This window comes from Mycobacterium sp. GA-1841 (assembly GCF_001954135.1).
GTDB lineage: Bacteria > Actinomycetota > Actinomycetes > Mycobacteriales > Mycobacteriaceae > Mycobacterium.
Window position 1 is genome coordinate 36,040 of the sequence record NZ_MBEQ01000063.1, and the last position, 20,717, is coordinate 56,756.

A 20,717-nucleotide genomic window follows, 5' to 3' on the forward strand; every position below is an offset into this window, starting at 1 on the left:
GACTCCGCAGTCGCCGGGCCATAGCGTTGCCGTCATGACCATTGCCGCTGACCCAGCCCCCGCAAAAGCCGGGCTGTTCCCGTCACCCGCCGAGGTCGAGGCCCAGACCCCACCGGATCGGGACCGGGCCATCGACGTCATCCGCATCGTCTCACTCGTCGGTGTGGTGTTCGGCCACACCATCATGGCCACCAGCACCATCCGCGATGACGTGTTCATCTGGAGCAACCTGCTCACCGCGTCCACCGTGTTTCAGGCGCTGACGTGGATCTTCCAGATCATGCCGCTGTTCTTCTTCGCCGGGGTGGCCGCTTCCGTGCAGTCGTGGCGGCCCGGCTCTTCGCCGCGGACGGAGCCCGCAATTCAGCCGTGGGGCGGCTGGCTGCTGAAGCGCTGCACCCGGCTGTACCGCCCGGTGTTCTACTACCTGGCGTTCTGGACCGTCGCCCTGGCGGTACTGCGGTTCGTGCTGCCGGAGCATGTCTACGAACCCGTCGCCGGGATCTCGATCCAACTGCTGTGGTTCCTCGGCGCCTACGTGCTGGTGCTGGCGGCGGTGCCGCTGCTGGCACGCATCACGACGACGGCCCAGCTCACTGCCGCGGTCGTGGGCACCTACGCGTTCATCGCCGTGATCGACGTAGTCCGGATCACCGCCGACAGCACTGACGGCTACGCCACGCTCGGCTATCTCAACACCGTGGTGTGGTTGATACCCGGCATGTTCGGGGTTGCCTATCGACGGAACCTGCTCTCGAGCTCGGCTGCGCTCAAGATCGGGGTCGGCATGCTCGGGATGAACCTGGCGCTGTTGTACTTCGGCCCCTACGAGCTGAGCCTGGTCGGCATCGAGACCCAGCAGCTGAAGAACATGACGCCGCCGTCACTGCTGCTGGCCGGCCACGCAATCATGATGTGTGCGTTCGCGATTGCCGCTGCTCCGGCAATCAACCGGTGGGCGCAGCGGCCGCGGGTGTGGTGGTTGACCGCGATCGGCAACTCCGGCGCGATGACCCTGTACCTGTGGCACATGCCGCTGCTGCTGGGTGTGCACCTGGCGTTCGACTACCTCGGCGCCGACCGCATCGACCCGTCGGCCCCCGGCTTCGTGGCCCTGTCGATACTGCAACTGGCGCTGATGGCCGGCCTGGTCGCGCTCGCCTTCGTCGCCCTGCGGCCGCTGGAGAACAACCCGCTGCCCGGGTGGGACGGCGGCGTGGTGAGCGGCACCGGAATTCGCAGCGCCGGCGTGGGCCTGCTGCTGTGTGTGGCCGGTGCGGCCACGCTGACCTCCGTGGCGTGGGGCCTGAAGGATCAGGGGGTGTACTGCGTGGCGGTCATGCTGGTGGCACTGGTCACCGCCCGGGCACTCGCCGACAAATAGCACGCCGAGGGTGCCTACCCGCTCTTACGGCGGAACTCCCGCCGGTTCTCCACCGGACCGTGGGCTCGCGGCTGAGAACGACCGCCGTCCTTGTGCGCAGCGCCTCCCGACGACTGCGACTTCTTCCGCTCCAGGGCCTCCCGGAACTTGCGCTTGTTGTCGTCTTCCGGTTTGTCGTCAGCCATAGGCGCAGCGTAGCGCTACCGCCGCCCGGGCGGCATCCCATAGACGTGTGTGATGGGCAGTGTCAGCAGAACGCGGCGGTCGTCGACCATGGCTCGGCGGTAATCGTCCCAGTCCGGATGTTCACCGGCGATGTTGCGGTACAAGGCGATAAGCCCTTCGACCGTGTCGTCGTCCGGGGCGGCGGCGGGCGGGGTGAGGATCGCGTCCCCCTCGGCCACCGCATAGGACCAGCCGTCGTCGGAGCTGACGTGGACGGACGCGCGCGGATCGCGTCTCAGGTTGCGGGTCTTGGCCCGCGGTTCGGTGATCGACACCTGGATCTGCTGCGCGCGCGGATCGAAGTAATAGGAGACGTTCGACAGCTGTGGACGACCGTCCTGTTTGATCGTCGCCAGCACTCCCAAGGAATTGCCGCCGATCACGGCCAAAAGCTTGTCGTCGAAAACCTGGCGCCCCATGAGTCGAGCGTACGTCTTTACCATCGATCCGATGAGCGTGATTGACGGCAACACCCTGCAGGGCGTCTCGACGACCTCTCTGTGGACCCTGAGCTACCGCGGCACGGAGGCCAAGCGCTCCGACGGCGTGATCCGCGACCCCTGGGCGGTGGCCCTGCTCGACGCGATCGACTTCGACTACGGCAAGTTCGGCAAGCCCAATCAATCGCACGCCCTGCGGGCCCGCGCCTTCGACCTCGAGACCACCGATTACCTCGCGACGCATCCACGGGCCGCGGTGGTGGCCCTGGCCGAAGGTATGCAGACCAGTTTCTGGCGCCTCGATCAGGCCGGGGTGGCCGACGAATTGACCTGGTATTCAGTCGATCTACCGCCGGTGATGGCGATCCGCGAACGCCTGCTGCCCACCGATGAGCGGATCGTGCCGCTGGCCCAGTCGGCGCTCGATCGCAGTTGGATGGACCGGGTCGACGCCGAAGACGGCGTGTTCATCACCGCCGAGGGACTGCTGATGTACCTCGAGCCCGACGACGTGCGCAGCCTGATCGCCGACTGCGCAGCCCGGTTTCCCGGGGCCCGGATGATGTTCGACTCGATCCCGCCGTGGCTGAGCCGGCGCACCGTCAAGGGACTGCACCTGTCCGACCGCTACATCGTCCCGCCGATGCCGTTCGCCCTCACCGCCGACGGCGGCCTTGCCATGGCGGGGTCGGGGCCGGGCGCCGTCGCCGGGGTCCGGTCCGCCCGCGATGTCGCGCTGCCGCCGGGCCGCGGCCTGGTCAAGCTGGCCGCTCAACCGTGGCTGGACCGGATCGGCGCCGTGCACCGCGCGCGCCCGTCGATGACGGTGCTGGACTTCGCCTGAGGCGATTAGGCTTCCACCATGGCCCGCTACATCGCCTTCCTGCGCGGCGTCAACGTCGGTGGGGTCAACCTGAAGATGGTGGAGGTGGCAGCCGCCCTGGAGGCGGCCGGGTTCACCGCGGTGCGCACGATCCTGGCGAGCGGAAACGTGGTGCTGGACAGCGATTTCGATGCCGCGAAGGTACGCACCACCGCCGAACGCGCGTTGCGGGACACCTTCGGTTACGAGGCTTGGGTACTGGTGTACGACGTGACGACGCTGCAGCAGGTCTCGGCGGCCTACCCGTTCGAGCGTGACGTCGACGGCCACCACTCCTACGTGACGTTCGTCAGCGACACCGATCTGCTCGATGAACTGGCGGCCCTTCCGCCGGGGAAAGGGGAAAAGGTCCGGCGTGGTGACGGTGTGCTCTACTGGCAGGTCCCCCGCGGCGCGACACTGGACAGCACCCTCAACAAGACCATGGGCAAGAAGCGCTACAAGTCCTCGACAACCACCAGGAACCTGCGCACGGTGGAGAAAGTGCTGCGCTGATTTCGGTACATTCGACGAGGTGACCACCAACTCGCGTGCCAAGGTCGAACTCACCGGCGTTTCCGAGACCGCGCTGATGACCTTGCAGGTCCGTGCGCATGAAGCGCGGCGGCCCGACGGCTTGATCGACGACCCGGTGGCGGTGCAACTGGTCGACTCGATCGATTTCGACTTCGGCAAGTTCGGCTTCACCCGGCGCCAGGACATGGCGTTGCGGGCCCTGGTGTTCGACCGGATGACCGGCAACTATCTGCGCGATCATCCGCGGGCCACGGTGGTGGCCCTGGCCGAGGGGTTGCAAACCAGCTTCTACCGGCTCGACGCGGCCGGCCTCGGTCATGAGTTCCGTTGGCTGTCAGTGGATCTGGAACCGATGATCGCCATTCGCAACAAGCTGCTGCCCAAACCGGACCGGGTCACGCAGTGCGCCCAGTCCGCGCTGGACTTCAGTTGGATGGATCAGGTCGACGCTGACCAGGGCGTGTTCATCACCGCCGAGGGGCTCCTGATGTATCTGCAGCCCGAGGAGTCCATGTCGATCATCCGCGCGTGCGCACAACGCTTTCCGGGCGGCCAGATGATGTTCGACCTGCCGCCGTCGGTGTTCGCGTTCTTGACCCGTAAGGGAATGCCGACCTCGACGCGCTACCGGGTACCGCCCATGCCGTTCTCGTTGTCCCCGGCGCAGTTGGCCGATCTGGTGAACACGGTCCCCGGCGTCCGCACCGTGCGGGATCTGCCGATGCCACCCGGACGCGGCATGTTGTTCAACACCTTGCTGCGAGCGCAGCACCTGCCGATCTTCGACTCGGTGCGCCCGCTGGTGGGGCTCCTCGAGTTCGGCTAGACGAGCGCGGCTGAACGCGACTCAGTCGAACACGTCGTCCAGGTAGCGCAGCGCATCGGTCTTGCCGATGCCCAGCGCACGGGCTGCCTCGGCGAACGAGTGCGCGGCCGCGGCCATCGCGGCGTCGGCCGGGTCGGCCCGGGCCACGAATGTGCCGTACCGCCCCCGCGTCTCCAACACCCCCGCCGCCTCCAGCTCGCGATACGCCCTGGCCACGGTGTTGACCGCCAGGCCAACCTGCCCCGCCAGCTCACGCACCGTAGGGAGGCGGGTCCCCGGCGACAACCGCCCCTGGCGGATGCCATCGATGATCTGGATCCTGAGTTGATCGAACAGCGGCTTTTCCGCGCTCGGATCGACCAGCACCCACTCCCCCAACTCGGCCACGTGCCCAGTATCACCCAAACCGACTACGTTGGTGACGTGCAAGTGACTGTCCTGTCCGGCGCCGGCATCTCGGCAGAGAGCGGTGTACCCACGTTCCGTGACGTCGAGACGGGACTGTGGGCCAAGGTCGACCCGTATGAGATCTCCAGCCTGGACGGCTGGCAGCGGAATCCCGAGAAGGTGTGGGCCTGGTACCTGTGGCGGCACTACATGATGGCGCACGTGGAGCCCAACGATGGCCACCGTGCCGTAGCTGCCTGGCAGGACCACGCCGACGTGCACGTCATCACGCAGAACGTGGACAACCTGCACGAGCGCGCCGGCAGCACCAACGTCTATCACCTGCACGGTAGTTTGTTTGAATTCCGTTGCGATGCTTGTGGTTCCAGGTTCGAGGGCAATCTTCCCGAGATGCCCGAACCGGTCGAGACGATCGAGCCTCCGGTCTGCCCGTGCGGCGGCCTGATCAGACCCAGCGTGGTCTGGTTCGGCGAACCGCTGCCGGACGACGCCTGGCAGCGGTCGGTGCAGGCGGTCAGCAGCGCCGATCTGGTCATCGTGGTGGGCACCAGTTCGATCGTCTACCCCGCCGCGGGCCTGCCCGAGGCGGCGCTGGCCGCAGGCATCGCGGTGATCGAGGTCAATCCGGAACGCACACCGCTGTCCGACAGTGCGACGGTCTCGCTGCGCGAAACCGCGGCCACTGCTCTACCGAGCCTGTTGCAGCGGTTGCCCGCACTGCTCGGCTAGGCCGGCCGGACCGCGCGTCCGATCGCGAACTCGGTGACCGGCAAGGGCACCCAGGCGGGCATCGCCAGTTCTCGACGGGTCTCGGCGACCCGGAATCCGCCGTCGGCGATCGTCTGCTCGGTGTGCCGATGGGTGTGGCAATTGCCGAACAACCGCGGCCACACGGTGGCGTCGGCCGCGCGCTGCAGGCGTGCCCGCCATCCGGTTCCGGCGACATGCTCGAGGTACCGCAACTCCCCGCCGGGTCGCAGCAATGAAAGCAGCTGCCGCAGAACGGCATCGGGCTCTTCGATGGAGCACAGCACCAACGAGCAGACCACCGCGTCGAAAGACTCAGCGCTATGGAACGTCTCGGCGGTGTCGCTGGTGACGGTCACCGGCACCGGAGCGTGGACAGCCGCGTCGCGGGCCACCTCGGCAAGGTGACGTTCGGGTTCGATGGCGACCACCTGGGTCACCGTCGGTGGGTAGAACGCGAAGTTGGTGCCGGTGCCGGCCCCGACCTCGAGCACCCGCCCGCTCAGCCCGGCGAGGTTCTCTCCGCGCAAGCGGCGCAGCGCGGGCGGTTCCGAACTCGACAGCGCTTTCCATACCCTGGCGAAGAACGGATTGTCGACAATTTTGTCAGTCACGGTTCTTGTCCTCCACTGCGAATCCCTTCAAACGGGCGATCATCTCCGCCGGCTCGAGATCGGTACCGATGATTCCCGAGACGATCTGACCGATGCACACCGCCCGCAGCACGCGGTCGGTGAACTCCTCGACGTCGCCCCACGGCAGATATGGTTTCGAGATCAGGATGGCCGCCACCCCGTGGGCGGCGGTCCACAGTTCGAGCGCCATCGTCGTGGCGTCCTCGGCCGGGTACACCCCCTCCTCGATCAGCGCCTGAACGGCCCCGCGCATGTGCTGGAACGCCGAGCTGTTGAGGGTGGCGTCGACGTCGCTTCCGGGCCTGCCCTCGCCCATCGTCGCGAGCCGGTACAACTCGGGGGTACGCCGGGCGAAGTTAACATAGGCGTGCCCCTGGGCCCGCAGCACCTCGATCGTGGAGGTGTGGTCGGCGGCCACGCGCTGCATCTCCTCGTCGAGCTTCTCGAAGTACCGCGAGCACACCGCGTCCAAAAGCGCGTCCTTGTCGGCGAAGTGCAGGTAGATCGACGGCGGCGTGACGCCCACCCGCTGGGCCACCGACCGGATCGACACGTCCTTGGCGTGGCCGGTTTTCAGCAGCAGTTCGGTTGTGGCGTCCAGGATCTCGTCGCGCAGCAGTTCGCCGGACCCACGTGGGGCCCGGCGCCGCTTACTCGGCTGCAGCACCACGCTAACCGGTGTCCCCCATGCCGGCGCCGGCACATTCCCGGCGGGGTTCACCGGGCAGGTCGGACGGATCTTCGGGGCCGGACTCGCTGATGCCGATACGCCGATGCAACCGAGCCAGCGGCGCGGGCGCCCACCAGTTCCACTGCCCCATCAGATGCATGAAGGCCGGGACCAGCAGCATGCGCACCAGGGTGGCGTCGACCAGCACGGCCAAAGTCAGTCCGAGGCCGAACATCCGCATGAAGGCGACCTGGGCGGCGATCAGTGCGGCGAACGAGATCGACATCAGCAGGGCCGCGGCGGTGACCACCCGGCCGGTGCGGGCCAGTCCGAGCGCAACACTCTCGTCGTTCCTGGCTCGGGGAGACAGCTGTGCGTCGCCGGCCGGGGTCTGCCCGGATGCCAGCCAGTACTCCCGGATCCGGGAGACCAGGAACACCTCGTAGTCCATCGACAGCCCGAAGGCGATGCAGAACAACAGCACCGGCAGGTTGGCCACCAGGGTGCCCGTCGGCGTGGTGCCCAGCGCGCCGAGGTGACCGTCCTGGAAGATCCACACGAGCGCACCGAACGCCGCCGAGAGCGACAACACGTTGAGCACCAACGCTTTGAGCGGCAGCACCACGCTGCCGGTGAGCAGGAACAACAGCATGAAGGTGATGGCCGCGATGATGCCGAGCACCATCGGCAACCGGGACGTGATGGCGTGGGAGCTGTCCCGGTTTACCTGTGCCAGACCGGTGAACTGCACCTGGGTCGGCGCCGGGACCGCGTGCAGCGCGTCGAGCTGCGCTTCGGAGGCGTCGCTGAACAGCGGCACATCGCTGGCAACCGTGAGATATGCACTGCCGTCGTCGATTCCGGTGCCCGACGCCGGCGGGCCGACGCGGCGTCCGTCGACGAAGGTGCCGCCCGGCGCGGACACCGAGACCTCGCTGGTGGCCCGTGACAGATCGGCTGCGTAGCGGTCGATCTCGGCCGGCGGCAGGGCGGTCACGTCGGGAAGCACCACGGTGACGGCGGTCGAGGAGTCTACGGCGAAATCGGTCCGCAGTTCGTCACCCACCTGACGAGCCGATGCGGAGGACGGCAGCACCCGATCGTCGGGGAAGCCCCATTTGATGCCGAGGAACGGCGCGCCCAACATCAGCAGTAGTGCCACCACACCGATGCCGATCGGAACCGAACGCCGCATCACACGTTTGGTCATCCGGTACCAGAAGGTCTGCTCGACAGGCTTGGGCGCCGGTTCGGCCCGGCCCAGCACGCGGCGGATGAACCGGCGCACGTCGTACGCGTCGAGACGGTCACCCAACAGCGCGATGGCGGCCGGGGCCACCACGACGGCCGCGAACGCCGCCAGCGCCACCACCGCGATGCCCGCGTAGGCGAACGACTTCAAGAAATACATCGGGAACAGCACCATCGCCACCATCGACAGTGCCACCGTCATCGCCGAGAACAGCACGGTGCGTCCGGCGGTGACCATGGTGCGCACCAGTGCTCGATCGGGGTCGGTGCCGTCGGCCAGTTCGTCGCGGTACCGGCTGACGATCAGCAGGGTGTAGTCGATGGCCAGCGCCAGACCCATCGCGACGGTGAGGTTGAGCGCGAAGATCGAGACGTCGGTGACCATGGTGAAGCCGCGCAGCACAGCCAGCGATCCCAGGATCGCGAAGCCGCCGACCGCCAACGGCAAGGCGGCGGCCAGCAACCCGCCGAACACCCACACCAGTACCAGGAAGCTGAGCGGAATGGCGATCGATTCCATCATCAACAGGTCTTTTTCGCTCTGCCCGTTGATCTGGACGTAGATCATCGCCTCGCCGCCGGCCCGCACGGTCACGCCGTCGCGGTCATGCACGAGTTGATCGGTGAGTTCCTTGGCGTGCTTCTGCGCACCGCTCTCCCCACCGGTGATTCCGGCCAGGATGAGCCCGGTCTTGCCGTCTTTGCTGATCAAGGTTGCCGCCGCCGGGCCCGGCAGGGTCCACGCCGAGCTCACCTCGGTGACATAGGGCGACGCATCGAGGCGCGCGGCGATGTCGGCGCCGGCGGCCTTGGCGGCCGGACTCTGGGCCCCGGCGGCCGACTCGTCGGTGAGGCTGATGACCAGTTGCATGTCACCTCGCGCGAACTTCTCCGACAGCAATCGCGTGGCCTGCGCCGATTCCGAGGTGGGGTCCTGGAATCCGCCGGCCGAGAGGCTTTTGGCCACCGGGACGCCGAAGATGCCCGCGGCCACCATCACGAGCGCGGCGACCACCAGGACACGGCGTGGTGCGGCGATGGCCAGATGGGCGATTCGTTGCAGCACTGTAAGTCCTTCCCCCACTTAGTATCGCCGTTAAGTTAACAACGGTAAGTTTTCGGCGTCAACATTGGGCCATGCTCTACATACGGCGACCGAGGCCCGGGGGTTCAACTGCTGCTTACGCGTGAGCCTTCTCGTCGATTTCCACGCCAGGGTTGTGGCCGGCGCGCTCCAGCGACCCTGCGGTAGAAATCGGCGCAGCCCGTCGGCGCAGCCAGTCGGCGCAGCCAGTCGGCGCAGCAATAGGCGCCGGGCGGCGTCACGGGCCGTACTCGCCAGAAACCTACCCAAAAGTAGGATTGCCACCATTTTCCGAACCGTGACTCAAAGAATCCTTAATGGTGACCCATACGCTCAGTGTCATGTGGATCGACGACACCAGTGCCGATGTCATCAAGGTTGATTTCGAGGCTCTCTACCACGGCGATGTCCTGGTCGAGGGTGACACCTCGGAGCAGTTCGACAACTACCAGGAACTGCCGAAGGCAGTATGAGAAAAACGCGCGCCTCGCGGCGCGCGTTTTCCCATCTTGAGTTTGCCCGTGACGGGCCGCAGTCCTCGCTTAGGCGAGGACTGCTTCTTTCTCCGGCTCGGCTTCGCCCGCGCCGATCATGTTCGCCAGGCGCCCACTGATCAGCTCCTCGGCTTCCGACACCATCCGCGAGACGAGTTCGCCGCAGGTGGGGATGTCGTTGATCAGGCCCATCGAGGTCCCGACCGACCAGATACCGGCGTCGAGATCACCGATCTCATAGACCTTCACGCCGCGTTTGCCGGCCACCAGATCCTTGACGTCCTCGAACTGGCCGCCGTCCTTGAGGATCTGCACCACCTCACGCGAGACCGTGTTGCTCGCGACGCGCGCGGTGTTCCCCAGGCTGCGGAAGATCAGCTCGGTGTCGAGCTCGGTGCCCGCCACGATCGCTTCCTTGACGTTCTGATGGATCGCCGATTCCGCGGTGCACATGAACCGCGACCCCATGTTGATGCCGTCGGCACCCAGGGCCAGCGCCGCCACCAGACCGCGCGCGTCGGCGAAACCGCCCGAGGCGATCATGGGGATCTCGATCTTGGCCGACGCGGCCGGGATCAGCACCAGACCCGGGATGTCGTCCTCACCGGGGTGACCGGCGCACTCGAAGCCGTCGATGCTGATGCCGTCCACACCCAGGCTCTGGGCCTTCACGGCGTGACGCACCGAGGTGCACTTGTGCAGCACCTTGATGCCGTTGTCATGGAACATCGGCAAATGCGGCGCCGGGTTAGAACCCGCGGTCTCGACGATCTTGATGCCGGAGTCGACGATCACCTGGCGGTACTCGTCGTATGGCGGCGGGTTGATCGTCGGCAGGATCGTCAGGTTCACCCCGAACGGCTTGTCGGTGAGCTCCCGACACCGTTCGATCTCCTTGGCCAGATCGGCCGGGGTGGGCTGGGTGAGCGCGGTGATGAACCCCAGCGCACCCGCATTCGCCACGGCCGCCACCAGTTCGGCGCGGCCGACCCACTGCATGCCACCCTGCACGATGGGGTGCTCGACCCCGAACGTCTCGGTGAACTTCGTCTTCAATGCCATACGTTCGCCTTCCTAGTTACCGCGGGGCCATGCGGATCGCGCCGTCGAGGCGGATCACCTCGCCGTTGAGCATCGGGTTCTCGACGATGTGCACGGCCAGGGCGCCGTACTCGTCGGGATCACCCAGCCGGGCCGGGTGCGGCACCTGCTGGCCCAGCGACTTCTGTGCCTCCTCGGGCAGCGAGCCCAGCAGCGGGGTCTTGAACAGACCCGGCGCGATGGTGCACACGCGGATCAGCTCACGCGAGAGGTCACGAGCGATCGGCAGCGTCATGCCGACCACACCGCCCTTGGACGCCGAGTAGGCGGCCTGCCCGATCTGCCCGTCGAACGCCGCCACCGAAGCGGTGTTGATGATGACGCCACGCTCTTCGCCGTTCGGGCCGATCGGCTCGGTCTTGGCGATGCGCTCGGCGGCCAGCCGGATCACGTTGAACGTGCCGATCAGGTTGACCTCGACCACCTTGCGGAACCCATCGAGCGGGAACGCCCCGTTCTTGCTCAGGGTCTTGATCGCGTTGCCGATGCCCGCGCAGTTGACGTTGATCCGCACCGGGCCCAGCGATTCCGCGACGTCCAGTGCCTTCGCGACGCCCGCCTCGTCGGTGACGTCGGTGGCGACGAACTTGGCCCGGTCACCCAGTTCGGCGACGACCTCTTCACCCTTGAGGTCGATGACCACGACCTGCGCACCCGCATCCAGCAGGCGCTTGGTGGTGGCCAGGCCCAGACCGGAGGCACCGCCGGTGACGACGGCTACCGCGTCTTTGATCTCCATGTACCGCATTCCTTTCCGGCCGGCACTGTGCCGACCCATGGATTGTTCGAACTGAAACGGTGGACTAAACCCAGTCCCGCAGAACGGCTTCGGTGTCGGCACCGCGAGGACGCGGCGGCGTCGGCTCGGCGGTGGTGCTGCGCGAGAAACGTGGCGCCGGCATGGGCTGCAGGTGGCCCTCGTCGTCAAAGAACGTGTTGCGCTCGGCGATGTGCGGTTCGGTGAGCACCTCGGCGAACGACAGCACCGGCGTCGCACAGGCATCGGTGCCGGCGAACACCTTGGCCCAGTGGTCCCGGTCGTGTGAGGCGAACGCCTTGGTGAAGGCCTCGCGCAGCTCGGGCCAGCGGGCCATGTCGTTCTGGGCCGGCAGGTCGGCACCTTCGAGCCCCAGTCCCTTGAGCAGCTCGGCGTAGAACTGCGGCTCGATCGCTCCGATGGCGAAGTATTTGCCGTCGGCGGTCTCGTAGGTGTCGTAGTAGGGCGCACCGGTGTCGAGCATGTTGGTGCCGCGCTCGTCGGACCACATGCCGTTGGCGCGGAAGCCCCACATCATCTGCATCAGCACCGACGAGCCGTCGACCATGGCCGCGTCGATCACCTGCCCCTTGCCCGACGTCTGCCGCTCGAACAGGGCCGAGAGGATGCCCACGAGCAGGAACATCGACCCGCCACCGAAATCGCCGGCCAGGTTCAGCGGCGGCACCGGCCGCTCGCCCTTGCGACCAACCGCGTGCAGCAGGCCGTTGAGCGAGATGTAGTTGATGTCGTGGCCGGCCTGCAAGGCCCGCGGACCCTGCTGACCCCACCCCGTCATCCGGGCGTAGATCAGCCGGTCGTTGATCTTGGCGCAATCCTCGGGCCCCAGCCCCAGCCGTTCGGTGACACCGGGCCGGTAGCCCTCGATCAGCACGTCGGCCTTGGAGATCAGCTTGAGCACCAGCTCGCGGCCCTCGTCACTCTTGAGGTCAGCCGCCACCGAGCGGCGGTTGCGCAGCATCGAATCCCGGTCACCCGCGGGCACTCCCCCGCTCTTACCCGGCCGCTCGATGCGCACCACGTCGGCGCCCAGATCGCCGAGGATCATCGCCGCGTGCGGGCCGGGGCCGATACCGGCCAGCTCCACGACGCGCAAACCTTGCAGTGGTCCTGCCATGCTCTACTGCCCCTTCGCGTGTTCGGCCACGGTTGACCGGTGACATAGCTTACTTGTATAACCTTCTCGACCGGCATGGCCATAGCCGGCCCCGCCGCCAGCGGGCCACGGGCCCGCCAGACTTAAGGTGCAGAGATGACCGTGACCCGCGAATACCCCGACGTAAAAGACGTATCCGTATCACTCGAGGACGGCGTCCTGTCGGTGACGCTCAACCGACCCGACAGCCTCAACTCCCTGACCCAGGACATGCTGATCGCGGTCGCCGACGCCATGGAACTGGCCGGCACCGATCCCGAGGTGCGGGCGGTACGCCTCGGCGGCGCGGGCCGGGGATTCAGCTCGGGCGCCGGCATCAGCGAGGAAGATCAGAACGCAAAGAGCCACGATGCCGCAGGCGTGCTCGACGCGGCCAACCGCGCCGTCGCCTCGATCGTGAAGCTGCCCAAGCCCGTCGTCTCCGTCGTTCACGGGCCCGCCGCGGGCGTCGGGGTGTCGCTGGCCCTGGCCGCCGACGTGGTGCTCGCCTCCGAGCAGGCGTTCTTCCTGCTCGCCTTCACCAAGATCGGACTGATGCCCGACGGTGGCGCCTCGGCCCTGGTGGCCGCGAACATCGGCCGGGCCCGGGCCATGCGCCTGGCGCTGCTGGCCGACCGGCTCACCGCTACCGACGCCTACGACTGGGGCTTGGTCAGCGCGGTCTACCCGGCCGACGAGTTCGACGCGGCGGTGGACAAGACGATCGCCAAGCTGCGTTCCGGACCGGCCGTCGCCCTGCGCGAGACCAAGCAGGCGATCAATGCCGCCACGCTCACCGAACTCGAGGGCGCGTTCGCCCGGGAGCGCGAAGGTCAGCTGAAACTGTTGGTGTCCAACGACTTCCGCGAGGGCACCACAGCCTTCCAGCAGAACCGGCGTCCGGAGTTCACCGACCAGTAAGACACCACGAGCAGGGGCCACCTCCCCTTGTGGGGGACTGTTCGGCGAGGAAAATCGTTGGACGCGAACCACGCCGGGTAGGCACCATCGAACGGTGAGCACTCAGCACCACATCGAGGTACCGGCCCAGACGGCCGGCGGCTGGCGTGTGCTCGCCCCGTTCCGCATCCGGGAATACCGGCTGCTGATCGCGGCCGTGACCCTGTCGATCTTCGCCGAAGGCATGTGGTCGGTGGTGATGGCGCTTCAAGTCATCGCACTCGACAACGATCCGACGTCGCTGTCGCTCGTGGCCACCTGCATGGGCGTCGGGTTGGTGGCGTTCGTCCTCATCGGCGGCATCACCGCGGACCGGATCAACCAGCGCACCATCATCATCGTGGTGGAGACGGTCAATTTGGCCACGGTCTCCACGGTGGCCGTGCTGGGTCTGCTCGACGCGCTGAAGGTCTGGCACATGGCCGTGGCCGCAGGCATTCTCGGTATCGCCGCGGCGTTCTTCTTCCCGGCCTACAGCGCGATCCTGCCGCGCATCCTGCCGGCCGAACAACTGTTGGCGGCCAACGGAGTCGAGGGAGTGGTACGGCCGGTGTTCCAACGCTCGGTCGGGCCGGCCGTGGCGGGCGTGGTGATCGCCGCGACGTTTCCCGCCCTGGGCGCGGTGGTGGTGGCGGTGTTGTTCGGCGTGGGTCTCGTGCTGCTGATCGCCACCCGCCCGGCGTCGAATTCCGCTGCGCCACACGATGTCACCGAGCGTCCGCACGTATTGCGGGACCTGCGGGACGGTTTCGCGTTCATGGTGCGTACCCCATGGCTGCTGTGGACGCTGCTGTTCGCCAGTCTGTTCGTGCTGGTCGTACTCGGGCCGATCGAGGTGCTGTTGCCGTTCATCGCTGCCGACCGGTTCGACGATGGTGCCCGGTCCTACGGATTCATCCTGGCGTTCTTCGGATTCGGGAGTGCGCTGGGCGCGTTGACCGTGTCGTCGCGTCGGATGCCGCGGCGCTATCTGACCACGATGATGCTGATGTGGGGCCTGGGTTCGGTACCGCTGGTGATCGTCGGCGTCACCACGTCGTTCCCCTTGATGGCTCTGGCCACCTTCTGCATCGGCGTCACCGACGGCGCCGGAATGGTGATCTGGGGAACGCTGCTGCAACGCCGGGTGCCCACACAGATGCTGGGCCGGGTGTCGAGCCTGGACTTCTTCGTGTCACTGGCGTTCATGCCGGTGTCGTTCGCGATCGTCGGGCCGCTGTCCAAAGTGGTCTCGATGGAGTCGATCTTCCTGGTGGCCGGTCTGGTCCCCGCCGTACTGGCCGCGGTGGCCGTCACCGCGGCCCGGATGCCGCGCGACGAGCTGGCCCATCCCCTGCACTGACGTCGGTTCAGGCCTCGCGGTGCAGGCCGGTCAGGTGGGTGTAGGCCGCGGCGTTGAGCTGGTTGTGGCCGACCTCGTCGTCGCTGAGCTCGCGACGCACCTTGGCCGGCACACCCGCCACCAGCGAGCGCGGCGGCACCACCATGCCCTGCGGCACCACGGCGCCTGCGGCCACCAGCGAGCCGGCGCCGATCACCGCACCGTTGAGCACCACCGCACCCATCCCGACCAGGCTGTCCTGCTCGACGGTGCAGCCGTGCAGCACCACGTTGTGGCCGACGGTCACCCCGGCGGCGATCCGGCACGGAAAACCGGGGTCGACGTGAACGGTGACCCCGTCCTGGATGTTGCTGTTCGCACCGACCTCGATGGGCTCGACCTCGGCGCGCAGCGTGGCGCCGTACCAGACGCTGGCTCCGGCGGCCAGCGAAACCTGGCCGATCACACTGGCGTTGGGCGCGACCCAGGCGTCGGCGTCGATCTGCGGAGTATGACCAGCGACGGAAACGATCAGCGGCTCAGGCATGTCGGTCATCGTAGAAGCCGGGCCGAACCTCGGCCCAGGCGGGCGGCGTCGCGTCAAACCTGCGTGCCGGTGCGGCAGCGTCGTGCACTACGATCAAAAAGCCCTGGTCACGAGTCCCGAAACGGCCCAAGTAGATACGTCGGCTTTGCCGTAACCGCTTCGTTACCCTTACCATCCGATGCGGCGCCGCGGGGAACGCTGAGGTTGTCGTGTTCGCTCGCCAGCCGGTCGCCGCAGTCGCGGAGACCCGCGTAACGCGTCACCGGCAGCCGACGAATACAGGCTAGGCACGAGCGGGAGGAAAACCCACCGATGAAGACGCGCACCAAGACACTGGGCTTCGCCGCGGCAGTCGCCGCGATCACGACGTCGCTGCCGTTGGCGGTCACCGCCTACGCCGATCCGGCGCCCACGACCACCGCGGCCCCGGTGGTGGAGATCCCCGACCCACAGGGCTCGGGCTGCGACAACTTCAAGAAGGCCATGCCGAACTGGAAGAGCTTCGCCGACGTGCCGACGGGCAAGGTTTTGGCCAGCATCCCGGACATCAGCACGTTCAACGCCGCACTGTCCGGCGGCCTGAACCCGGATGTGAACATCGTGCCGGTGCTCGACAATGGCCCATACGTGATCTTCGCGCCGACCAACGCGGCCTTCGACGCCATGGCGCCCGGACAGCTCGACGCCCTCAAGGCCGACCCGGCTGCGCTCACCAGCTTCGACTACTACCACGCATTCCTCGGCCTGCTCGGCCCGGATGACGTGAAGGGCCAGCGACCCACCCAGCAGGGCGCCGAGGTCAAGGTGACCGGCAAGGGTGGCGACATCAAGGTCAACGACACCGCCAAGTTGGTCTGCGGCCCGATCCAGTCCCAGAACGCCCGCATCTACCTGATCGACACCGTGCTCGATCCCAACTCGCCGCCGGAGGCCCTGGTGCCGACCATCTCGGGCACCAGCACCACGCCGACCACCACCACGCAGGCTTCAGAGCCGGAGACCCCGGCCGCCGACGCGCCGATCGGCTGATCCTTTTACCTGCGCGAGCAGACATAAAACTGCCCATTTCCGCGTGGAAATGGGCAGTTTTGCGTCTGTTCGCCGAAAGAACTAGACGCCCAAGTCGCGGCCGATGATCTCTTTCATGATCTCGGTGGTGCCACCGAAGATCGTCTGAATCCGGCCGTCCACGTAGGCCCGTGCGACGCGGTATTCCATCATGTAGCCGTAGCCGCCGTGCAGCTGCACGCAGTTGTCGATGACCTTCTTGGCCACCTCGGTCGCCCACCACTTGCCCTTGGCGGCTTCCACTGCGGTCAGCTCACCGTCGACGACGCCCTGCAGGCAGCGGTCGATGTAGGTCTCGGTGACGTCGAGCTCGGTCTCCATCTCGGCGAGCAGAAACCGGTTGTGCTGGAAGCTGCCGATCGGTTGGCCGAACGCCTTGCGATCCTTGGCGTACTGCAACGTCTCCTGGAAGACCGCACGCGCCCCGTAGATGGCCGAGATGGCGATCGAGAGCCGCTCCGACGGCAGGTTGGTCATCAGGTGGTAGAACCCGCGCCCCTCTTTGCCCAGCAGGTTGGCGTTGGGCACGCGCACGTTCTCGAAGTTGAGCTCGGAGGTGTCCTGTGAGTGCAGGCCCATCTTGTCGAGCTTGCGGCCGCGGGTGAAGCCCTCCATGCCCCGCTCCACGACGAACAGTGTGAAGCCCTTGTGGCCGGCTTCGGGATCGGTGCGCGCCACCACGACGCACAGGTCGCAGTTGATGCCCGACGAGATGAAGGTCTTGGAGCCGTTGATGATCCAGTCGTCGCCGTCACGCACAGCTGAGGTGCGGATGCCGGCCAGGTCGCTGCCCGCGCCCGGTTCGGTCATCGCGACGGCGATGATCGTCTCGCCGCTGGCGATGCCGGGCAGCCAGCGCTGTTTCTGCTCGTCGTTGGTCAGGTCCTTGAAGTAGGGGCCGACGACGTCGTTGTGCAGGCTCAGTGCGGGGCCATGCACACCGGCCTTGGCGATCTCCTCGTCGATGATCGCGTTGAACCGGAAGTCGTCCGAGCCGCCGCCGCCGAACTCCTCGGGCATGTTGAAACCGATGACGCCGTACTTGCCGGCGGCGGTGTACGCCGACCGGTCGACAATCCGCTCGGCCTCCCATTTCTCGGAGTGCGGCACGAGCTCACGCTCGATGTACTCCTTGACGGTCTCGCGGAACGCTTCGTGTTCTGCGGTGTAGATCGTTCGCTTCATGTTGGGCTACTTGGCCTTCCATACTGGTTGACGCTTCTGCGCGAACGCCAACGGTCCTTCTTTGGCATCTTCGGTCTGCAGCAGGGTGGAGAACTCGCGGTTGGTGCGCTTCCAGCCGTCCTTGTCGCCGACGACGACGCCCTCGTCGACGCCGTAGGCCACCCGCTTGCTGGCCTGCACGGCCAACGGGGCATTGCCGGTGATCCGCTCGGCCAGTTTGAGTGCCGCGTCCACAACGGTCCCGTCGGGCACCACCTGGTTGATCAGACCCCAGCGCAGCGCGTCGGCCGAGGTCATCGGCTCACCGGTGAACAGCAGCTCGTTGGCCACCTTGCGCGGCAACTGCTCGGCGATGCGAAACACGCCGCCGGCACCGGCGATCAGGCCCCGCTTCACCTCGGGCAGGCCGAATTTCGCGTTCTCCTCCGCCACGATCAGATCGCTGGCCAGAGCCAACTCGGTGCCGCCGCCCAGGGCGGTGCCGTTGACCGCGGCGATGGTCGGCTTGTCGATGAAATGGCTGACGTAGCCGGCGAATCCGTATTCGGGATGCTCGGGGTGGAAGAGGTTCTCGCCCCGCGAGATGGCCTTGAGATCGGCCCCGGCGCAGAACGACTTGTCACCCGCACCCGTGATCACCACGGCCCGGATCTCCGGATCGTTCTGCGCCTGCTCCAACGCATCACCGACGGCGATGCTGACCGAGGCGTTGATCGCGTTGCGCGCCTCGGGCCGGTTGATGGTGATGAGCAGTACGTTGCCGCGCTTCTCTACGAGCGCACCGGGCTGGGCGTCGGCGTCGGTCACAGGAGCTCCAGGATGGTCGCGTTGGCCTGGCCGCCACCCTCGCACATGGTCTGCAGGCCGTACTGAATGTTGTTGTCGCGCATGTGGTACAGCAGGGTGGTCAGGATGCGGGCGCCGGAGCCGCCGAGCGGGTGGCCCAGGGCGATGGCGCCGCCGTTGGGGTTGACGCGGCTCTCGTCGGCGCCGATGTCCTTGAGCCAGGCCATCGGGACCGGGGCGAACGCCTCGTTGACCTCGAATGCGCCGATCTGGTCGATGTTCAGGCCGGACTTGGCCAGCGCCTTCTGGGTGGCCGGGATCGGTGCGGTCAGCATGATGACCGGGTCGGCGCCGGCCAGCACTGCGGTGTGCACCTTGGCAAGGGGCTTGAGCCCCAAGTCTTTTGCCTTCTCGGCCGACATGATCAGCAGCGCGGCCGACCCGTCGGAGATCTGGCTGGAGTTACCGGCGTGGATCACGCCGTCCTCCTTGAAGGCGGGCTTGATGGCGGCCATGGATTCGACGGTGCCGCCGCGGCGGATGCCGCCGTCCTCCAGCACGACATTGCCATCTTGGTCCTTGATCCCCACGATCTGGTCCTTGAACGCACCGGAATCCTGTGCGGCGGCGGCCTTCTCATGCGAGCGCAGGGAGAACTCGTCGAGCTGGGTACGCGAGAGGCCCCACTGCTCGGCGATCATCTCGGCACCGACACCCTGGTTGGGGTTCTGCCCGTTGTAGCGCTCCCGGAAGGCCTCCGGGTACGGGTGCCCGCCGTTGGCCAGCGAGGAGCCCATCGGAGTGCGCGACATCGACTCGACACCGCCGGCGACGACGACGTCGTAGTGACCGGCCACCACGCCGGCCACGGCGAAGTGCAGCGACTGCTGGCTGGAGCCGCACTGACGGTCGACGGTCACGCCGGGCACGGTTTCGGGCCAGCCGGCGGTCAGCACCGCGGTGCGCGCGATGTCGAGGGCCTGCTCACCGGCCTGCATGACGCAGCCCCAGATGACGTCGTCGACGAGTGCGGGATCGATGCTGGCGCGCTGCACCAGACCGTTGAGCACCTGGGCCGACAGATCCGCCGGGTGCACGCCCGACAGGGCGCCGTTGCGCTTGCCGATAGGTGACCGGACAGCCTCGACGATGACGGCTTCAGCCATGGCTTCTCCTTTGAAGAGTGGGTTGGTGCTGCCCATGAGGGCGCTCGAGGTGAAAATAGACCAGTAGGTTTACTAGGTCAACCTACTGGTTGGTAGAGCCTGATGTGCCGTTCCTTTAGGACGCAGATGGTTTACTGAGTTGTACAGCTGGGCCGCCCGGCCCGTATCGACCTTTGTCTACCTGGGAGTGTCTGGTGGCTCGAACCACACCACTGGCGCCGATGATCGGCCCCGACGCGATCGCACCGCAAGCGCCGGTCCGTTCCCCGAAGACGGCCGAGCTCGTCGCGGGCACCCTGCGGCGGATGGTCGTCGACGGCCAGCTCAAAGAAGGCGACTTCCTGCCCAACGAAGCCGAGCTCATGGAGCACTTCGGGGTCAGCAGGCCGACCCTGCGCGAGGCGGTTCGGGTGCTGGAATCCGAGCGTCTGGTCGAGGTGCGGCGCGGCTCGCGCACCGGTGCCCGGGTGCGGGTCCCCGGTCCCGAGATCGTCGCCCGCCCGGCGGGCCTGCTGCTCGAGCTGTCAGGCGCCGACATCGCCGACCTGTTGGTGGGCCGCGCGGCGATCGAGCCGATGGCCGCCCGGTTGCTGGCCGAGAAGGGCGACGAGGCGGCGTTCGCCGAACTGGAACGCATGCTCGACGAGCACATCCCCACCGACCACCAGTCGGATCGGTTGGCCGAGACCACCGGTGACTTTCACCGCCGGGTGGTCGAGCTGTCGGGCAACGCCACCCTCGGCATCATCGCCGGCATGCTGCACGAGATCACCGTGCGCCACCACGCCTTCCTGTTCAAGGAACGCCGGCCGGTGTCCAAGACCGATTACGACAAGTTGATGCGGTCCTACCGCAAGCTGATTCAGCTCATCCGCTCCGGTGACGGCGACGCCGCCGAGGCACACTGGCGCAAACACCTGGACACCGCACGGCTCCTGATGCTGCAGGACATCGAGAGCGTCAAGGTCCGCGACGTCATGCGCTGACGATGCCGGGATCCGCCGAGCGTGCGATCAGATCGCAAAATCAGCCCTCAGACTCAAGTGGTCGCTGCGATACCTGATTCGTTGAGGGGTGTTGCAGATGGGGTTTCGCAAGCATGGCAGT

At 66.9% G+C, this 20,717-nt stretch carries 23 protein-coding genes; 10 read left to right on the forward strand and 13 right to left on the reverse strand.

Features of this window, described 5'->3' with window-relative positions:
• Nucleotides 1–34 precede the first annotated feature (34 nt).
• Nucleotides 35–1,384 (forward strand): acyltransferase, encoded by a 1,350-nt coding sequence (locus A5740_RS14650; protein ID WP_076195161.1) that lies wholly within the window; start codon nucleotides 35–37, stop codon nucleotides 1,382–1,384.
• A 14-nt stretch (nucleotides 1,385–1,398) separates the two neighbouring features.
• On the opposite strand, the gene A5740_RS28400 is transcribed toward A5740_RS14650, so the two are convergent.
• Nucleotides 1,399–1,569 (reverse strand): DUF5302 domain-containing protein, encoded by a 171-nt coding sequence (locus tag A5740_RS28400; protein WP_139335135.1) that lies wholly within the window; start codon nucleotides 1,567–1,569, stop codon nucleotides 1,399–1,401.
• A gap of 15 nt (nucleotides 1,570–1,584) precedes the next feature.
• Nucleotides 1,585–2,028 (reverse strand): PPOX class F420-dependent oxidoreductase, encoded by a 444-nt coding sequence (locus A5740_RS14655; protein ID WP_076195162.1) that lies wholly within the window; start codon nucleotides 2,026–2,028, stop codon nucleotides 1,585–1,587.
• A gap of 31 nt (nucleotides 2,029–2,059) precedes the next feature.
• Between A5740_RS14655 and A5740_RS14660 the strand changes: the two genes are divergently transcribed.
• The 3 genes from A5740_RS14660 to A5740_RS14670 all read left to right on the forward strand — a co-directional run bounded on the left by A5740_RS14660 (nucleotide 2,060) and on the right by A5740_RS14670 (nucleotide 4,274).
• Complete coding sequence (locus A5740_RS14660) at nucleotides 2,060–2,893, forward strand: class I SAM-dependent methyltransferase (RefSeq protein ID WP_083654133.1); 834 nt, start codon at nucleotides 2,060–2,062, stop codon at nucleotides 2,891–2,893.
• Nucleotides 2,894–2,911: 18 nt separating this feature from the next.
• On the forward strand, nucleotides 2,912–3,427 hold the full coding sequence (locus A5740_RS14665; RefSeq protein WP_076195164.1) for a DUF1697 domain-containing protein: 516 nt from the start codon (nucleotides 2,912–2,914) through the stop codon (nucleotides 3,425–3,427).
• A 76-nt stretch (nucleotides 3,428–3,503) separates the two neighbouring features.
• Nucleotides 3,504–4,274, forward strand: a complete 771-nt coding sequence (locus A5740_RS14670) for a class I SAM-dependent methyltransferase (protein WP_076195193.1) — start codon at nucleotides 3,504–3,506, stop codon at nucleotides 4,272–4,274.
• Nucleotides 4,275–4,295: 21 nt separating this feature from the next.
• Here A5740_RS14670 and A5740_RS14675 read toward each other — a convergent pair whose 3' ends face one another.
• Nucleotides 4,296–4,661: a GntR family transcriptional regulator gene (locus tag A5740_RS14675; RefSeq protein ID WP_076195165.1), complete on the reverse strand. Its 366-nt coding sequence runs from the start codon at nucleotides 4,659–4,661 to the stop codon at nucleotides 4,296–4,298.
• Between the two features lie 36 nt (nucleotides 4,662–4,697).
• Here A5740_RS14675 and A5740_RS14680 point away from each other — a divergent pair, with 36 nt between their 5' ends.
• The gene (locus A5740_RS14680; protein WP_076195195.1) at nucleotides 4,698–5,411 is read left to right on the forward strand and encodes an NAD-dependent deacylase; all 714 of its coding nucleotides are present in this window, start codon (nucleotides 4,698–4,700) and stop codon (nucleotides 5,409–5,411) included.
• Here A5740_RS14680 and A5740_RS14685 read toward each other — a convergent pair.
• The 3 genes from A5740_RS14685 to A5740_RS14695 are packed head-to-tail and all read right to left on the reverse strand — an operon-like array spanning nucleotide 5,408 to nucleotide 9,051.
• On the reverse strand, nucleotides 5,408–6,043 hold the full coding sequence (locus A5740_RS14685; RefSeq protein ID WP_076195166.1) for a class I SAM-dependent methyltransferase: 636 nt from the start codon (nucleotides 6,041–6,043) through the stop codon (nucleotides 5,408–5,410). The two genes, A5740_RS14680 and A5740_RS14685, sit on opposite strands and share 4 nt — an antisense overlap.
• Nucleotides 6,036–6,734, reverse strand: a complete 699-nt coding sequence (locus A5740_RS14690) for a TetR/AcrR family transcriptional regulator (protein ID WP_076195167.1) — start codon at nucleotides 6,732–6,734, stop codon at nucleotides 6,036–6,038. The genes A5740_RS14685 and A5740_RS14690 overlap by 8 nt, the downstream gene beginning before the upstream one ends.
• Nucleotide 6,735: 1 nt before the next feature.
• Nucleotides 6,736–9,051, reverse strand: coding sequence for an MMPL family transporter (locus A5740_RS14695; RefSeq protein WP_076195169.1), 2,316 nt, complete (start codon nucleotides 9,049–9,051; stop codon nucleotides 6,736–6,738).
• Between the two features lie 359 nt (nucleotides 9,052–9,410).
• Here A5740_RS14695 and A5740_RS29325 point away from each other — a divergent pair, with 359 nt between their 5' ends.
• Nucleotides 9,411–9,542, forward strand: coding sequence for a hypothetical protein (locus tag A5740_RS29325; protein ID WP_139335136.1), 132 nt, complete (start codon nucleotides 9,411–9,413; stop codon nucleotides 9,540–9,542).
• Nucleotides 9,543–9,611: 69 nt separating this feature from the next.
• Here the strand turns inward: A5740_RS29325 and A5740_RS14700 are convergent, their stop codons facing one another.
• From A5740_RS14700 to A5740_RS14710, 3 genes are all read right to left on the reverse strand, one after another.
• Nucleotides 9,612–10,625, reverse strand: coding sequence for a nitronate monooxygenase family protein (locus A5740_RS14700; protein ID WP_076195170.1), 1,014 nt, complete (start codon nucleotides 10,623–10,625; stop codon nucleotides 9,612–9,614).
• Nucleotides 10,626–10,641: 16 nt separating this feature from the next.
• Nucleotides 10,642–11,403 (reverse strand): 3-hydroxyacyl-CoA dehydrogenase, encoded by a 762-nt coding sequence (locus tag A5740_RS14705; RefSeq protein ID WP_076195196.1) that lies wholly within the window; start codon nucleotides 11,401–11,403, stop codon nucleotides 10,642–10,644.
• 64 nt (nucleotides 11,404–11,467) lie between these two features.
• Entirely contained in the window at nucleotides 11,468–12,559 is a 1,092-nt protein-coding gene (locus A5740_RS14710; RefSeq protein ID WP_076195172.1) for a CaiB/BaiF CoA-transferase family protein, read from the reverse strand.
• 135 nt (nucleotides 12,560–12,694) lie between these two features.
• Between A5740_RS14710 and A5740_RS14715 the strand changes: the two genes are divergently transcribed.
• Both A5740_RS14715 and tet(V) read left to right on the forward strand, forming a co-directional pair.
• Nucleotides 12,695–13,498 carry an enoyl-CoA hydratase gene (locus tag A5740_RS14715; protein ID WP_076195174.1) on the forward strand — a complete coding sequence of 268 codons (804 nt, stop codon included), beginning with the start codon at nucleotides 12,695–12,697 and terminating at the stop codon, nucleotides 13,496–13,498.
• Between the two features lie 112 nt (nucleotides 13,499–13,610).
• Nucleotides 13,611–14,879 (forward strand): tetracycline efflux MFS transporter Tet(V), encoded by a 1,269-nt coding sequence (tet(V), locus tag A5740_RS14720; protein ID WP_175616260.1) that lies wholly within the window; start codon nucleotides 13,611–13,613, stop codon nucleotides 14,877–14,879.
• A gap of 7 nt (nucleotides 14,880–14,886) precedes the next feature.
• Here tet(V) and A5740_RS14725 read toward each other — a convergent pair whose 3' ends face one another.
• A complete protein-coding gene (locus A5740_RS14725) occupies nucleotides 14,887–15,405 on the reverse strand; it encodes a gamma carbonic anhydrase family protein (protein WP_076195198.1) in 519 nt (172 codons plus the stop codon).
• Nucleotides 15,406–15,717: 312 nt separating this feature from the next.
• On the opposite strand from A5740_RS14725, the gene A5740_RS14730 reads away from it, so the two are divergent.
• On the forward strand, nucleotides 15,718–16,434 hold the full coding sequence (locus tag A5740_RS14730) for a fasciclin domain-containing protein (RefSeq protein ID WP_076195177.1): 717 nt from the start codon (nucleotides 15,718–15,720) through the stop codon (nucleotides 16,432–16,434).
• A gap of 81 nt (nucleotides 16,435–16,515) precedes the next feature.
• Here A5740_RS14730 and A5740_RS14735 read toward each other — a convergent pair whose 3' ends face one another.
• Genes A5740_RS14735 through A5740_RS14745 form a run of 3 tightly spaced genes read right to left on the reverse strand, consistent with a single transcriptional unit; the run spans nucleotide 16,516 to nucleotide 19,610 of the window.
• Nucleotides 16,516–17,658: an acyl-CoA dehydrogenase family protein gene (locus A5740_RS14735; RefSeq protein ID WP_076195179.1), complete on the reverse strand. Its 1,143-nt coding sequence runs from the start codon at nucleotides 17,656–17,658 to the stop codon at nucleotides 16,516–16,518.
• A 6-nt stretch (nucleotides 17,659–17,664) separates the two neighbouring features.
• Nucleotides 17,665–18,465 (reverse strand): crotonase/enoyl-CoA hydratase family protein, encoded by an 801-nt coding sequence (locus A5740_RS14740; protein WP_076195181.1) that lies wholly within the window; start codon nucleotides 18,463–18,465, stop codon nucleotides 17,665–17,667.
• Nucleotides 18,462–19,610: a thiolase family protein gene (locus A5740_RS14745; RefSeq protein ID WP_076195199.1), complete on the reverse strand. Its 1,149-nt coding sequence runs from the start codon at nucleotides 19,608–19,610 to the stop codon at nucleotides 18,462–18,464. Before A5740_RS14745 ends, A5740_RS14740 begins: the two co-directional genes overlap by 4 nt.
• 194 nt (nucleotides 19,611–19,804) lie before the next feature.
• Between A5740_RS14745 and A5740_RS14750 the strand changes: the two genes are divergently transcribed.
• Nucleotides 19,805–20,596, forward strand: coding sequence for a FadR/GntR family transcriptional regulator (locus A5740_RS14750; RefSeq protein WP_076195183.1), 792 nt, complete (start codon nucleotides 19,805–19,807; stop codon nucleotides 20,594–20,596).
• Nucleotides 20,597–20,717 lie beyond the last annotated feature (121 nt).